15 protein-coding genes and 1 riboswitch are annotated in these 14,258 nt (G+C 48.8%); all 15 genes read right to left on the minus strand.

Annotated features, from left to right (window positions below; genetic code table 11):
- Positions 1–93: 93 nt before the first annotated feature.
- Positions 94–546: a flagellar hook capping FlgD N-terminal domain-containing protein gene (locus Pmgp_RS09225; protein ID WP_134213699.1), complete on the minus strand. Its 453-nt coding sequence runs from the start codon at positions 544–546 to the stop codon at positions 94–96.
- Positions 547–562: 16 nt separating this feature from the next.
- The gene (locus Pmgp_RS09230; RefSeq protein ID WP_192902864.1) at positions 563–2,689 is read right to left on the minus strand and encodes a flagellar hook-length control protein FliK; all 2,127 of its coding nucleotides are present in this window, start codon (positions 2,687–2,689) and stop codon (positions 563–565) included.
- A 105-nt stretch (positions 2,690–2,794) separates the two neighbouring features.
- Positions 2,795–3,229, minus strand: coding sequence for a flagellar export protein FliJ (gene fliJ, locus Pmgp_RS09235; RefSeq protein ID WP_134213701.1), 435 nt, complete (start codon positions 3,227–3,229; stop codon positions 2,795–2,797).
- Positions 3,229–4,566, minus strand: coding sequence for a flagellar protein export ATPase FliI (gene fliI, locus Pmgp_RS09240; RefSeq protein ID WP_134213702.1), 1,338 nt, complete (start codon positions 4,564–4,566; stop codon positions 3,229–3,231). The genes fliJ and fliI overlap by 1 nt, the downstream gene beginning before the upstream one ends.
- 64 nt (positions 4,567–4,630) lie before the next feature.
- The gene (locus Pmgp_RS09245; RefSeq protein WP_192902865.1) at positions 4,631–5,404 is read right to left on the minus strand and encodes a FliH/SctL family protein; all 774 of its coding nucleotides are present in this window, start codon (positions 5,402–5,404) and stop codon (positions 4,631–4,633) included.
- Positions 5,388–6,398, minus strand: coding sequence for a flagellar motor switch protein FliG (fliG, locus tag Pmgp_RS09250; protein ID WP_134213704.1), 1,011 nt, complete (start codon positions 6,396–6,398; stop codon positions 5,388–5,390). The genes Pmgp_RS09245 and fliG overlap by 17 nt, the downstream gene beginning before the upstream one ends.
- A gap of 19 nt (positions 6,399–6,417) precedes the next feature.
- On the minus strand, positions 6,418–7,953 hold the full coding sequence (fliF, locus tag Pmgp_RS09255) for a flagellar basal-body MS-ring/collar protein FliF (RefSeq protein ID WP_134213705.1): 1,536 nt from the start codon (positions 7,951–7,953) through the stop codon (positions 6,418–6,420).
- A 491-nt stretch (positions 7,954–8,444) separates the two neighbouring features.
- Positions 8,445–8,738, minus strand: coding sequence for a flagellar hook-basal body complex protein FliE (gene fliE / locus Pmgp_RS09260; RefSeq protein ID WP_134213706.1), 294 nt, complete (start codon positions 8,736–8,738; stop codon positions 8,445–8,447).
- Positions 8,739–8,753: 15 nt separating this feature from the next.
- Positions 8,754–9,197 (minus strand): flagellar basal body rod protein FlgC, encoded by a 444-nt coding sequence (flgC, locus tag Pmgp_RS09265; RefSeq protein ID WP_134213707.1) that lies wholly within the window; start codon positions 9,195–9,197, stop codon positions 8,754–8,756.
- A 3-nt stretch (positions 9,198–9,200) separates the two neighbouring features.
- Complete coding sequence (gene flgB, locus Pmgp_RS09270; protein ID WP_134213708.1) at positions 9,201–9,608, minus strand: flagellar basal body rod protein FlgB; 408 nt, start codon at positions 9,606–9,608, stop codon at positions 9,201–9,203.
- An 88-nt stretch (positions 9,609–9,696) separates the two neighbouring features.
- A riboswitch (cyclic di-GMP riboswitch) is annotated at positions 9,697–9,859 on the minus strand.
- Positions 9,860–10,103: 244 nt separating this feature from the next.
- Positions 10,104–10,466, minus strand: coding sequence for a flagellar protein FlaG (locus tag Pmgp_RS09275; protein ID WP_134213709.1), 363 nt, complete (start codon positions 10,464–10,466; stop codon positions 10,104–10,106).
- Positions 10,467–10,485: 19 nt separating this feature from the next.
- Positions 10,486–10,974: a flagellar export chaperone FlgN gene (gene flgN / locus Pmgp_RS09280; protein ID WP_134213710.1), complete on the minus strand. Its 489-nt coding sequence runs from the start codon at positions 10,972–10,974 to the stop codon at positions 10,486–10,488.
- Position 10,975: 1 nt separating this feature from the next.
- Positions 10,976–11,368 (minus strand): flagellar export chaperone FliS, encoded by a 393-nt coding sequence (fliS, locus tag Pmgp_RS09285; RefSeq protein WP_134213711.1) that lies wholly within the window; start codon positions 11,366–11,368, stop codon positions 10,976–10,978.
- A 40-nt stretch (positions 11,369–11,408) separates the two neighbouring features.
- Positions 11,409–12,965 carry a flagellar filament capping protein FliD gene (gene fliD, locus Pmgp_RS09290; protein WP_134213712.1) on the minus strand — a complete coding sequence of 519 codons (1,557 nt, stop codon included), beginning with the start codon at positions 12,963–12,965 and terminating at the stop codon, positions 11,409–11,411.
- Between the two features lie 60 nt (positions 12,966–13,025).
- Entirely contained in the window at positions 13,026–14,120 is a 1,095-nt protein-coding gene (locus Pmgp_RS09295) for a hypothetical protein (protein WP_134213713.1), read from the minus strand.
- Between the last annotated feature and the right edge of the window lie 138 nt (positions 14,121–14,258).

Here is a 14,258-nt window from a genome sequence, read left to right on the forward strand (position 1 = left end):
ATCTCTCATGGGAGTGTAATAAGATCAGTCTATTCCTTGGGCAGCAGTTGTTCTAAAAGATTCAGCGCTTCCGCCAATGACGAATAAATGTTGCTAAACTGTATTGTTCAATTGAGTAAGCTGCTCGTTTTGTACAGGGGATTCGCTGCCGGATATTTCAGTCACGTTTTCAGGGTCATAACCAATGCCGTCTACATAAACCAAAATTCCGTTTTCGCTGAAAGTCACTTTCTCCACTTCGCCGCTGACGGTGCCGTCATCAGTAGCAACGTTTACCTGCTGCCCGAGCAGCCCAGTGGCCTCCACTACCTTCTGGGTCTTAACCAACTCGCTCATAGTATCGTTAAGATTGGTAAGCTGCTCCAGGATGCTGAACTGGGACATTTGGGAAATGAACTCGGTAGAATCCTGCGGGTTCATTGGATCCTGGTTTTTGAGCTGTTCGATAAGCAGCATAAGAAAGGCTTCCTTATCAAGAGTACTCGTAGTCTCTCTGGCTGTGATGCTCGATTCAGTGCTGTTATTGCTTACTGAATTAACCTGCATGATCTCACCACCTTGATTATATTAAGTAATTAACTATCTTGTAAGAATTCCCACCCGGTTCGTAGGCTGCCGCCTCCGCAACGATTTCACCATATGTTAGTCCGCCGTAAGATCTTGGGTAATGCGCCGGCTGCCTGCCGCCGCTTTCTGATTGACCTGTGCCGCTGCGCCCGTCATCACCAACGAACACGAAAGCCTGGTTCAGTTTCAAATCCTGCTGGTCAAGGGTCTGCCTCAACTGTTGGATGGAACTTTCCAGAACATCTTTCACATAGTCATTTCCGGCATAAAAGTGGGCATTTAGCTCTCCTCCGTTAAAAAAGAGCTTTATCGTGAGCTTGCCAAGGTGCTCAGGCTCCAGTTTCAGATCAACTTGTGTCCACGTATCGGATTTTTGCTGTCGGTAGGCACGTTCGATTTCTTGCACCAGCGCATCGCGCATATCCGCCAGTTTTACAGTTTTCAGATTATCTGAGGAACTTGACATTGGGGATACAGGATTATATTGCGGTGCGTTATTGGGTGCAGTATTTTCAACCACGCCGCCGGCTCCCTTGCCGCCTGTTTTAGCTGCCTCTGTATCCACTGCCGTACCTGCCGGGGAGGTCTCCGTTTTTCCGGTAGAAACCGCTTTCTCTTCTTCGGCTGACTTTACCGCCGCGCCGCTGTTACTGGTTGCTCCCGTGGGAGCTGCTGCAAGCTCCTGACTATTCACAACCTGGCCGGTTGCTGACTGACTGTCTGCTGAGACTGTCTTTAACACCTGGTCCGGCACGTCTGCCGTTCCCGCCCTGACCGTGGTTACCGCCGGAATACTGGCATCAAACGCTGGCGCATCTTCAGCTGCCGCCGCCGCTTCAAATAGAGCGGGGTATCCCAGTTCTGCCACAACCGGTTTCGCCAACTTGGTAAAAGTGGTGTTTTCAGCTTCAGTAGTTTCCAGCGCCGCCTGGATCATATCATAAACCTGGCCCGGTGCGGCTCCCGGTTCCCTGTCCGGCTGAGCAAATAAGGGGATTGGAATGTCAGCCCCGGTTGCCTCATTTACTGTCCTGGCTAATAAGGAAACTTCCTGCCCGAAAGATGTCACTTTTGTCTTGGCTGCTCCAGATGCCTTTTCCCCGGGAGCCAAAACTATTTCTCCAGTCGCCTGGTCAAATAAGAGAACACTGTTCCGGTTGACGGACGCAGCCGGCGTCTTTGCTTTTCCGGTAAAAACCGTGTTCTCTTGCCCGGCCGACTTTTCCACCTCACCGCTGGTACTGGTTTCTACCATTGAGGTGGCTGCGGGCTCCCGACCGGCCACAACCCGGCCTGCCGCTGGTGGACTTTCTGCTGGGACTGTCTTTAACACCTGGTCCGGAGCTTCTCCCGCCGTATCCTCCCCAGCCGTGGTTACCGCCGAGCTGCCGGTATCAAAAACTGGCGTACCTTCAACTGTCAGTGCCGCTTCAAACATAGCGGGGTCTCTCAGTGCTGTTACCGGATTTTCCAATCTGGTAAAAGCGACCTTGTTAGCCCCGTCTGCATCGGAATTCGTTACCGTTCCTTCGGCTGAAGTCAATACCGCCGTCTGGGCCGGTACCGAGACACTCCCGAAGTTCGTCAACTCATTCGCACCGGGAATGGTCACCTGCAGCTCAGCCTGTGACAGGGAGTGGTTTAGATAGGTTAGCGTCAACTCATTCGCGCCGGGAATGGTCACCAGCGGCTGAGCCGGCCGGTAGTCTTTTTCAAGCGGAAGAATACCAGTAAACATAGGTGGATTCTCCCCGGCTTCTTCCGGACTACCGTTGCTGTCGGGCTGTACAATTCCGGTCTCAGTTTGTGCTGAACTATCTATAGATCCGTCTGTCACCACCTCTGGCCGGGTTTGAGCCTGTCCCGGTTCTTGCAAGCTGACATACTGTTTTCCTGAAACAGCTGCCTCAGTGTTAAACACCGGCAGGGACACCGGCTCAAAACAATCTCCGGCCAACTCTGTGCCGCTTTCATTATTAACAGGCGAGGTATTAGGCAAGGGCGTGTTGAGCAGAGCCATAACCGAAGCCATGGCCAGGTCAAAATCTCCCGGGGCAGACTGGCTTACCAGCGCTTGCTCTTTAGGGACTGGTACAGCCTCACCAATAGAAGTTAATTTCACATTTTCACCTCCTTTCATAGATTCTTTTAAATGATTATACCGCTTTCAAGACTATTTTAAGTTGTTACTGAGTAAAAGAAATAATCATATTCTTTTATTACAGCTTTATTCCGTTGAACGAAAATGAGAGTACAGGGCTAACTCGTCCACCAATTTCTGCTCTTTTGCTTCTTCCTCACGTTTATGTATTCGCAGGTGCTTTTCTTTCAGTTTTTCTATAGCCTGGCGTTCCTGCCTGGCCTGAACCGCCGCCTGGCGGCTGTGCTCCAGAGCATTGGCGGCGTCATTCACGTCTTTCTCCTGGGATATAATTTTCTTGCTGAGGAATTCCCGGTACAAATCCAGGTGCATGTTTTCAAAGACATCTATATTTTCTTCATCTAAGATGAGTGCCTCTTCCAGGCGCCGCTTGGTATAATTAAGAATTTCACAGCGGTTGTTATACTCGTTGCAGGCCAGGGCCAGGGCCTGTTCCGCCGCTTCTTCCTTTGTCGAACGTTGTAATAAAACAGGTTCGAGTTGAAATTTAAACCTGGCCATTAGTTATTCACCCTTTTGTCGATAATCGCAGTCAAAAGCTTCAGAGTTTCATCATAATCTGTATGTTCATGCAAGTTCTGGCGCAGGAAACCTATCATCTGCTGGTAGGAGGCGATAGCCTCGTCAACACGCGGGTTGGAGCCGGCAACATACGCTCCGATATTAATCAAGTCTTCAGCCTGCTTATACGCGGCCAGCATGTCGCGAAACTTACCGGCCAGGGCACGGTGCTTTTCTGTGGTAATATCAGGCATCAGACGGCTGACGCTGCTCAACACATCGACCGCCGGGAAATGGTTGGCGGCGGCAAGAGCGCGGGAGAGAATAATATGACCGTCGAGGATGCCGCGCACAGCATCGGAAATAGGCTCGTTAAAATCATCACCATCCACCAGGACGGTAAAGAAAGCTGTAATGGAACCATTATGCGACATACCCGGCCGCTCCAGCAGCCGGGGCAGCAGCGCGAACACGGAAGGCGTATATCCTTTAGTCGCCGGCGGTTCCCCGATAGCCAGCCCAACCTCACGCTGGGCCATGGCAAATCTGGTCACCGAGTCCATCATTAAAAGCACGTCTTTACCCTGATCGCGAAAATATTCAGCGATGGCGCAAGCCACAAACGCGCCCTTTAAACGGACCAGGGCCGGTTGTTCTGAAGTCGCCACAACCACAACGGAGCGGGCTAGCCCCTCCGGCCCCAGGTCGCTCTCAATAAAGTCCAGCACCTCACGGCCCCGCTCTCCGATCAGGCCTATGACATTTATATCAGCGCTGCTGTAACGTGAGATCATCCCCAGAAGAGTACTTTTACCAACACCGCTGCCGGCAAAAATACCAATCCGCTGGCCCAGGCCGCAGGTCAGCATTGCATCCACGGAGCGCACCCCGGTCGACATAACCTTGGAAATCCGCCTTCTTAAAAGTGGGTTGGGCGGGCGGTTGTTTACCGGGTATTCCTCACAATCAATACTAAGCGACCCGCAGTCGTCAAGCGGCTCGCCCAGCCCGTTTAAAACCCTTCCCAGCAGCTGCCGCCCCACTTTGATGTTGAATGGTTTACCCGTAGGGACAACATCACAGCCCTGGTAAATGCCCCGCAGCTCACCCAGGGGCATCAAGAGAGAACTGCCGTCGCGAAAGCCGACGATCTCAGCCCTGACCGGCTCGGATTCACCAGGAACCATGATTTCACAGACCTCACCAATCGGGGCGTTGATCCCCTGCACTTCCACAGTAAGACCAATTACCCGTGTGACCTGGCCGATAACCTTGATTAACCTGGCCCCCTTGAGCCGGGACCGCCATTGGGCTAAATTGACAGGAGCATTCTCCATTGCGTTCACCTATATATAAATTCGTTAATTCAGAGAACATTATTTAGCCGCTGGAAAAATTTTTTTAATAAGACCGGTCTTTGGCATAAAGCACTTTTTGCAGGGCTTCGCGGCGAGTCTCCATGGTAGCGTCAACCCCGCCCTGCCCGGTGTCGATCCTGCACCCGCCCGGCTCAATAGCGGCGTCGGCGATCACCTGAAGCTGCGCCCTGGCCGGCAGCAGGCTTTTTAACTCATCTTTTTTACTTTCGACCAGCTCCAGCTCATCCGGGCTGACAAACATTACCACACTCGGCCTGTCCGCCACCAGTTTCAGGGATTCGGCGGCAACGCTTAAAATAGCCTCCCGGTCCAGGCTCAGCTGCATAGTCAGAAGCTTCTCAGCGATCTCCACAGCCAGGTCGATAATCTCCTGTTCCAGTTCCGCTAATTTTGCCCGGCGCAGTTCCTCCGCCTGGGCCAGCACATCATTAGCCCGGGCCCGGATAGCCTCGGCCTCTTCGACAGCCTTGGCCATCCCTTCATGGTAACCCCGGTCATACCCTTCCCGGCTGCCCTGTTGAAAACCGTCCTGGTGGGCTTTTCTTTTGATTTGCTCACTGTCAAGCTGAGAGTGTCGAATGATCTCATCAGCTGTGACGCTGGCCCTTCTGATTGTCTCCTCAGCCTGTGCCAGAGCCCAGGCTTGAAGGTTGTCGCCGGCATCCGGGGTAGCGCTGACATCTTTTTTAGCGCTTTTTTTGATCCTGGTCAGTTCTTCTTTAGCTTTTAAAGGCAGGACCTGCCAGAAATCAGCCTGTACCTCGGCGCTTTTGATGATCTTAGACGATGATGACATCTTCGCCACCTCGGGAAATAATAATTTCACCACTCTCATCAAGCTTGCGGATAATAGTAACAATTTTCTGCTGGGCCTTTTCCACTTCTTTCAGGCGGACCGGGCCCATGACTTCCATCTCTTCCTTGATCATCTCAGCCGCGCGCTTGGACATGTTTTTATAAATCCTGCTGTTTACCTCTTCGTTGGCGCCGCGCATAGCCAGTACCAGGTCCTTGGAGTTGACCTCCTTAAGCACCCGCTGGATAAAGTTGTCCGGCAGCTGAATAAGGTCTTCGAAGACAAACATGCGCCTCTTCACTTCTTCCGCCAATACCGGGTCCTCTCTTTCCAGTCCCTCTAAAATGACTTTCTCAGCGCTCCGGCCAACCCTGTTGAGGATATCCACCAGGGACTGCACGCCACCTACCACCGTTTGGTCCTGCTGGACCACGGAAGAAAGTTTGCGCTCCAGCAAAAACTCGACATCGCGGACGATATCAGGTGTAAAACGGTCTATTATAGCAATCCGCCTGGAAATTTCGCTCTGCAGTTCCTGCGGCAGCATGCCCAGGATTACTGCTGACTGTTCAGGTGTAAGGTGGGCGAGGATCAAAGCAATGGTTTGAGGATGTTCTTCCCTAATAAAGTTGTAGATTTGTTTGGGGTCCGTTTTGCGCAGTGAGCTGAACGGAATCGCCTTCATGTCGATGGTCAGTTTGTTTAAAATCTCGGTAGCCTTCGTGTGGCCTACGGCTTTCTCGAGCAATTCCTTGGCGTAATTCAGCCCGCCGTGCATTAAATAGTCACGCGCTTTCTGCAGTTCCATAAACTCATCAAGCACCGCGTTTCTGACTTCCACCGGAATTTTGATCATGTTTGATATTTCGTGGGTGAGCTGTTCAATCTCACTTTGCTGAAAATCCTGCTTAAGCACCCGTGAAGACAAGTCCGAACCCAATGCTATCAGTAAAATGGCCGCTTTTTGGACACCGTTAAGCTTGGTAAGCTGCAACGCCATCCCCTCCCAAATCCTATTCCTTTTCTTTCATCCAGACTTTCAAAAGCTCGGCCACATCTTCCGGCTTTTCCTGAGCCATCGTTCTGACCTGCTTTTGTTTGTCGTCCTTTTTCTCCGGTTCCGGTATGGATTCCAGTTCTTTTACCGGCAAGAACACTTCCTCTTCCTCTTCCTCATATCTTTCAGCGCTGCGCCGCCGCCACATAATCAGCATAACCAGGACCAGGATTGCCCCCACCGCTATCCCGGCCAACCGGGCATATGTGTATAGGCGGTCCTTTTGCTTGGCCGAAGCCTCGGCCTGGGCCATCTCGTCGCTGACCTTTTTCTGGTATGAGTCATCGAATACCATGCTGGAAACGTTGATTTGATCTCCCCTGTTCTGGTTGAAACCTATGGCCGCCGCCACCACATCCCGAACTTTCTGGGTGTCCACAGGACCGTCCGCTTCGCTGATTACCACTGAAGCGGAGAGACGCCGCACACTGCCGGGCGCGTTTACCACAGTTTCCTGGACAGTGCTTACCTGGTAGTTTGTGGTGCTTTCTTCCTTGGAATAACTGGAAGAGCCTGAGCCGGTAAGATAAGGGTTGGTGGTAACATTGGAATCGGTGCCCGGGGCGCCCCCCGCACCGCTTCCGGTGCTGGTTTCCCTGGATGTGTGCTCACTGCTCTTGATATTTTGCGGGTTTGACGTTATGGTGCTGGTAGTTTGCTGCTGGTTAAAATCAAGGTCTGCGGTTACCATCGCCACAGCCTTGTCCTGGCCCATAATCCTGGCCAGCATTTGCAAAACTCTCTTCTCCAGCTCTTTTTCATACTCTCTTTGAGCTTTTTGCTGGTCCAGGGTAGCCCTGGTCAACACTGCTTTGGGGTCGCTTGATCTAAGGTTGTCGCTTAAAACATTCCCCTCGGTGTCAATAATGTGGACGTTTTCCGGCTTCAGTCCCTCCAGGCTGCCTACAAAAAGGTCGCAAATTCCCTGAACCTGCTCGGTTTTCAAGCGGGCGCCGGTCTTGAGCTTTAAAGCCACAGAAGCTGAAGGAACGCCTTGCTCAGCATTAACAAAAACGCTTTTCTGAGGTATCACCAGGTGTACCCTGGCCTGTTCAACTCCTTCAATTTGCACCAGAGTTCTCCTCATCTCTTCCTGGAGAGCCCTCTGGTAGCCGACCTGCTGCTCAAACTCGGTCTGCCCGAACTTGCTCTGGTCAAAAAGCTCGAAGCCCATCCCGCCGCCAAGCGTACCGCTGCTGGCCAGCTGAATCCTGGCCTCGTAAACCTGGGACTCCGGCACTTTGATGGTTTTACCCTGATCGGCGAGCTGGTAGGGGACCTTCATTGTCTTCAGTTTTTCCACAATGGTGCCCGCGTCTTTTGGGTCAAGCCCTGTAAACAAAGGGGCGTAAGCGGGACGTATCGCAAACTGGATCAGGTAAAACAAAGAAACAACGACCCCAACCGTTACCAGGATGGAGATAATTCTTTGAGTTTGGTTCAGGTTCTGCCATCTCTCCCTGAACCTGGCTATAATGTCGCCCGGGGTCAATCTAAACCACCTCAAACTATCGGGGACATGGGGGACTAGTCCATCAACCAGTCACACCTACCAACAATCTTACTTAACAAAGAAACCCATTCCGATGGGGACATTCCTTGACTGATTTGTTAATCAGCTACTCTGACCAACAACCTTCCTTAACAAGTGACACACTTCCTCAATTAAGAAACCAAAGATGTGTGTCCCCTATCCTCTGTCAGTGCCCCATCCCATCGATAACTAAACATGTATACATCGGGACATCCCTTGACTGCTTTATCAGCCAGTCGCACAAACCAACAATCTTCCTTAACAATGAAACCCATACCGATGGGGACATTCCTTGACTTATCAGTCAATCAGCTTCCATGTTTAACAAACCTTACTTAACAAAGGTACACTTCCTCAATTAAGAAACCAAAGAGGTGTGTCCCCTATCCTCTGACGGGGTTCCAAAGATCGATAACTTTCCTCTCTCCGAGCTTCAAAGATCGATAGCTTTACACCTGCATCCGCGAAATCTCCTGATAAGCCTCAACTACCTTGTTTCTCACTTCAACAGCCAGCTGCATGGACAGCTTGGCTTCCTGCATAGCTATGGTTACCTGGTGCAGATCCTGGACCTCACCCGTTAAGAACTCCATGGCCAGATTATCAGCCCTGGTCTGGGTATCGTTGAGTTTTTCAATGGCGTTGTTCAGCATATCTGAAAAAGATCCACTTCCGGCAGCGCCCTGCTTATTACCGGTCTCCCCTGACAGAATAGGCGCCTGACTTATAGGCGTAACTTGCATATTTTAGACCTCCTTTTAGCCCCGCCCTATTTCCAAAGCTTTGAGGGCAATATCCTTGGCTGCGTTTAAAGCGGTCACATTGGCCTCGTAAGCCCTGGTGGCGGTAATCATATTAACCATTTCGTTGACAACATTGATATTAGGATAAGCGACATATCCCTTTGCGTCGGCGTGGGGGTGAGAAGGGTCATATACCAGGCGGGGCGGGCCGTTATCATCAAGCACCCTGGCGACCCGCACCCCGGCTCCTCTGAATTGCGACCGCAAAGCACCACTATCCCCCGCTTGTTCGAGCATTTGCACAAAAATAGGGATTTTACGCTTGTAAGGTGGATTGGCAGGGTCATTCGGCCTGCCCGTGCTGTTCATATTGGCAATATTATTGGCCGTCAAATCAAGCCTCAGCCTTTCAGCTGTAAGACCTGAAGCGCTGATGGAAAAAGAATCGAAAACACCCATCTTTTATCCCTTCCCTCCGGTAATAACATAGCCTAAAAGAGAGAGCCGTTCACTAAGTTCTCTTGCCGTAGCCTGGTATTCAATGCTGTTGGCGGCAAGGTTGGTCATCTCTTCGTCTATGTCGACATTATTTCCGTCCGTACGCATAGAAGTCGCTTCGTTTACCCGCACTTCCGGCCTCAGTTCCGCCAGAAGGGGGGCCGCGCCGAAATGCCTGGGATCGGTGGTAGTCAATTTTATCGAATCCCGTCCCAGGGCTGCTTTAAGCAAACTCTCAAACTCAACGGTTGATTTCTTAAAATTGGGCGTATTAATGTTGGCAATGTTGTCGGCTATCACTCTCTGCCGCAGGGCCCCCGCGTCCAGTGCCTTTTCAAGACTTACTATTACCGGACTCGATAAAAGGTCCAACTTGTCCACCCCCATTTTATCTGGCTTATAATATTTACTTTAATAAAAAACCAAGCCAAATTGAAAAGGGCTTGGTTTAAAACACATTCCCGGCAACCCAGCCGCCCTGGCCATAAAGTCGTAGACTTAAAGGTTTAAGTAGCATGTCTTTCTTATGCGTACCATAAATAAAGCCTTATCTAAGTCGACTTTTGGCTTTAGGCCTGTCAGCTTTGCGCCCTTCCCTTTCGGGAAGTTTGCCCTTTTACGATCCTAGATTTAATTGTATTGGTATAAATTGCCTTAGTTTTGTAAGTATATTCTACAAAAAAAGACTGAATCCTGCAATAAAAAATTTTTTTTACATTCCATCAGCGAGTAAAAACCAAGCCACAGCTAACGGGCTTGGTTATTTGTTTACTAACAATATTACTTTAATAATATCGGTTTAAAATTAAAGGCTTATACTCTTATTGAATTTTTATTCTAAATTTGTCTATATCTCTAAAGATTGACTTAGATAAACTTGTCTAAAATAAGACCAAGCATTTTTTTGATATCAGCTACAAAATCAAGAACCCGTTCAGGAGGAATTTCCCTGATAACAGAATTATCCCTGGTATCAATTACCTTAACCATAACTTCTCCGCTTTCCTTGTGGATGCTGAACCGTAACTCCGTGTTATAGGTTTCCATGGTCTTGTTGGTTTGTTCAACAGCTTCTTCTAATTTTTTGTCATCTGCCGCCTTTTGCTCAGTTTGCTCCGGGGGTTTAAATTGAACATCGGGTGGATTTAAGCTTTTACCTCCTTGTATGACCTTCATTTTAACATCTTGTTGAGCAATAGCTATGTTATTTTCAGTAATCTGAACATTCATATATAGTCACCCCCTAACTTTATTTTTTCTTATCGATGAAATAACCATCAGATTGAAGAGCATATCCCTGATAAGCTTTTAATGTTCCTCTTTTCGTGTGAAGCAGCGCAATTTCATCCTTTAATTTTTGATGTTCTAAGCTTATTTTGCTCAGGTTCTCATTTTCCAGCTTCCGGGTATCTTCTAATATCACAACCATCTGCTTCCGCAGATTCTCTACTTCTTCCAACATTACCTTAGCGCCCTTATTTGATCCATCCCCTACCGGAATTCCGTTCAGATATAAAACTTCTTTCTCCAGGGGCGCCACCTCAGCGTCAATTAAACTAATTTCATTTATATACTCTTGCTTCCTCTCGATTGTAGCCAGAAGATCCTCTGCTTTCTCCGGCGTTAATAATTTGGACTGCTCAACAGTTATATTGATAATTCTTTCCATTAGTCCCTTTTTACGGACTAAAAGGTCAATCATCCTTGTTAGTATGTTATTTAAACAATTTCCGCTCATGTCACTGCCCGCTGGCCATGGGCGCCTTGGAAAGCTTGAGCGCTTCCTTCCACGTATCCCTTAACTGGCTTATGAAATCTAATGCTTCGCCAAGTATATCTCCGTCTTTTTTAATATTGGCTTCGATTAAGCGCCGGTTGATATAATCATAGAGCAGGGTCAAACTGCCTGACAATTCATAGTCCGTGTTTAAGGTTTCATTTAAATGAGATATTATTTCCTGGGCCCTGATGATGGAGTCATGTGCGGACTGGATCTTATTTTCTTCTATTGACTTAATGCCTTGCTTAATAAACCTTACCGCGCCGTCATAGAGTATTAAAGTAAGCTCGCCCCTGCCCGCGCTTTTAATAAAATTTTGCCGGTACTGTTGATATGGATTGACATTTGCCATTAGTCAACCCCCCCCACTGTTTTTTTATTATGAACTGCTGCTACTTGCTGCTGCTGAACATCTGGGTAAGATACTGGCTTTGCTGGTTCATCTTGTTCAAAGCGGTCTCCATCGCGGTAAACTGCCTGTAATACCGGTCTTCTATGTCCTGCAGCCTGGTGTCCCAGTCTGAAATCTGTTTGTTATATTCAGCTATTTTTTTCCCCAAAAAGCTGTTGTCTACCGTACTATAAGAGTTTTCGGAGCCGGCCTTGTCGATAAGCTGGTTGATCCCGCTGGTTAAATTATCATACAACCTGACAGCCAGACCTTTCTCGCTGTTTACATCCGAACTTTTAGTAAAAAGATCCATCACCGCATCCGGGTTGGCGTTAATGGCTTCTTTCAGCTTGTCTTCATCAATATACAATTTGCCTTTTTCAGAGTAATCACCGGTGGTTATACCTATGCTTGCCAAACTGTTATAACCGGAGTCCGCTTTAGAGACAAAAGAAGATAGCGCGCTTCGCATGTTGCCGACGATTCCGTTTAAAAGACTGTCATTGCGCAAAAGACCGCTTTTTGCTTTTTCTTCCCATTGTTTTTCCTGGTCGTCAGTTAATGCCTCCCGCTGCTCATCCGTTAAAGGCGGATAGTCTTTATACTTTTCCTCGGAAGTTTTTTTGTTCACCTTGTCAATGGTTGTGTTGTAAAGATCAACAAATGTTTTAATTGAATTGTAAATTGCGTCCGTGTCGCTGGTTATATTAACATGTACCGTCTCGCTGGTTGACGTGCCGGTCAGGGTGTAGTTTACCCCGGCTATGGTAAACTGGTTGGAAGCCTGATTCAACAGTGTGCCGTTTAACTCAAAAACAGCGTCGGTCCCGTTGACAGCGGCAAAGGGATCAATTACCCCCGGATCGGGGTTGCCGTCCAGCTTTAAATCATTGAACAATTCACTAGAGTTGGAAACATTGTCAAAATCAATTGCCGCAGCGGCGCCGGTAGAATTGGATGAAATGAAGATGCGTTTTAGTGTTTTGTCAAAAGAAGCGGTAACCCCGGCGCTGACTTCAGTGCTGGATCCGTCGACTGTCACTGTTTTCTTTGCGCTGTTAATCTTGCTGACCAGGGTGTCAATTGTATCAATGCTTGGATTAATGCTTATTTCCTGGCTGCCGTTGACTTTAAACACTATTGGGTCGGTGCTGGTCAATCCCATCTGGTCGTGTAAATTGGTCTTGCTTGCATCAAAGGTCACCGCTTCGCTGCTGTTTAGCCTGGCGTTGCTTGCCAGAGCGGTGACTTTGATATCCTGTGCTCCCACCACTGCCGTACTGGTGGAGCTTACTTTTACGATCCCTTCATTGGAAGAAACAGCCTTTTTGGTCAGGTAGGATCCCTGGAGCTTCATTTTGAAAACATTATCACGCAGGGAGCGCAGCGAATTATTAATCTCCCGGTAATCGCTCCTCTGCCAGTCAGCGATAGTTTTATTTTGCTTGATTTTATCTTGTTTTGTGCGCTGGGCTTTCATCAAGCTAGTAACCATCTGGTCAATATCCAGACCCGATCCTGACAGGCCGAAATACCTGGTTGGGCTGATCGTCGACATTGTTATTCCTCCCTATCCCCGAAGTGGCCTTGAAACACTGAGCCTATTCTTCCTTAAGACTTAAACTGCCAGGTCAATTTGCTGAATCGTACCTGCCAAACCGCTTTCGTAAAGAAAAACGCCTGAGTTTTTCACCTGGCCCTGCAGATTAATACCGCTATCCTTCATTTCAAACGGTGTATTCGTGTTCCCCAGGAAAATTGCGCCTATTCCCTTTTGGCCCAGGGCAAACAGGACATCCTTACCGTCCTGGTCCTTGGTCCAGATGCGCAACCGTTCATAAATGGAATCGTTCTCATCGATCCAGTGGTTGCCGTCTTCATCATATTTGGACAGTTCGGCGAATCCATCGCCGGTACTCGGTCCAAAAAGCTCGCCGCCGTTGTCGATGCGGCCGTCTCCATCGAGATCGATTGCCAGGAAACCGCTGCCAGGGCCAACGAAAGAAATTTGATCTTCCTTCCCGTCCGAATCCAAATCAAAGCTAAATTTGTTACTTGTCAGTTCAGGAGCTGTTCCGCTGAAATTTATCACCAGCGGGTCAATTTTCGCGGCGTCTCCGGCCCTGATGCTAATATCCTGCCGGGCGGCAAATTCCCTGCTCATGTTCAGCTGCACTGAAAAATTGATCTCCCTGCCATCCGCCGTTTTGACAATACCTTCCGCTGTAAAAGACATCTTTTCCTGCTCGTAATAAGCTTCATGGAGATCATACTCCAGGCCCCAACCCTGACGCTGCTGTGCTTGAGGAATCGTTTTTACGGAACCGTTATTCAGCCCCGTCTGCGCGGAACCCAATTTCAACTTGTTCAGCACGTAGAACTTTATTTTTTTACCAGTCAGGGCTTCCAACATTTTTTGAATAAGTTGGATCTTCTGCTTGTCCTGATCACTGATTTCGAACTCGCCGGCGCCGTCAGCCTGCGCCACCCCCGCTGACTGCCCTTTTCCCGCCGCCAGCGCGGCTTTAGCCTGATCCGACAGTTCAAGCACGTCCACCTGCAGCATCAAAGGTTGCCCCGCCGTACGGGAGTTATTCCCCTCAAAATCAAGTCTTTGCATACCATTCCAGGTCTTCAGGGATTCCTCCCTGGTGTAGCTCTTATAAGAGCTGCTTTCTCCTGACATAATAACAGCCGAGTCCATAATTTTCATAATGAATATTCCCCCGTTCAGGGTCAAATTTAAATAAAAAAGGTTTTGTTTAAAGTTATTCTTACACCAATTATCGGCATGCTCCAGCAATTATTTATAAGACAAAAGTCCCATTTAATTTGTTATGTTTCAAATAAG

This window comes from Pelotomaculum propionicicum (assembly GCF_004369225.1).
In the GTDB taxonomy this organism is placed as follows: domain Bacteria; phylum Bacillota; class Desulfotomaculia; order Desulfotomaculales; family Pelotomaculaceae; genus Pelotomaculum_B; species Pelotomaculum_B propionicicum.

Coding starts and splice junctions, on each gene's coding strand:
- Pmgp_RS09225 (WP_134213699.1), bottom strand. CDS start 546: ATGCAGGTTAATTCAGTAAGCAATAACAGCACTGAATCGAGCATCACA.
- fliJ (WP_134213701.1), bottom strand. CDS start 3,229: ATGGCCAGGTTTAAATTTCAACTCGAACCTGTTTTATTACAACGTTCG.
- fliI (WP_134213702.1), bottom strand. CDS start 4,566: ATGGAGAATGCTCCTGTCAATTTAGCCCAATGGCGGTCCCGGCTCAAG.
- Pmgp_RS09245 (WP_192902865.1), bottom strand. CDS start 5,404: ATGTCATCATCGTCTAAGATCATCAAAAGCGCCGAGGTACAGGCTGAT.
- fliE (WP_134213706.1), bottom strand. CDS start 8,738: ATGCAAGTTACGCCTATAAGTCAGGCGCCTATTCTGTCAGGGGAGACC.
- flgC (WP_134213707.1), bottom strand. CDS start 9,197: ATGGGTGTTTTCGATTCTTTTTCCATCAGCGCTTCAGGTCTTACAGCT.
- Pmgp_RS09275 (WP_134213709.1), bottom strand. CDS start 10,466: ATGAATGTTCAGATTACTGAAAATAACATAGCTATTGCTCAACAAGAT.
- flgN (WP_134213710.1), bottom strand. CDS start 10,974: ATGAGCGGAAATTGTTTAAATAACATACTAACAAGGATGATTGACCTT.
- fliS (WP_134213711.1), bottom strand. CDS start 11,368: ATGGCAAATGTCAATCCATATCAACAGTACCGGCAAAATTTTATTAAA.
- fliD (WP_134213712.1), bottom strand. CDS start 12,965: ATGTCGACGATCAGCCCAACCAGGTATTTCGGCCTGTCAGGATCGGGT.
- Pmgp_RS09295 (WP_134213713.1), bottom strand. CDS start 14,120: ATGAAAATTATGGACTCGGCTGTTATTATGTCAGGAGAAAGCAGCTCT.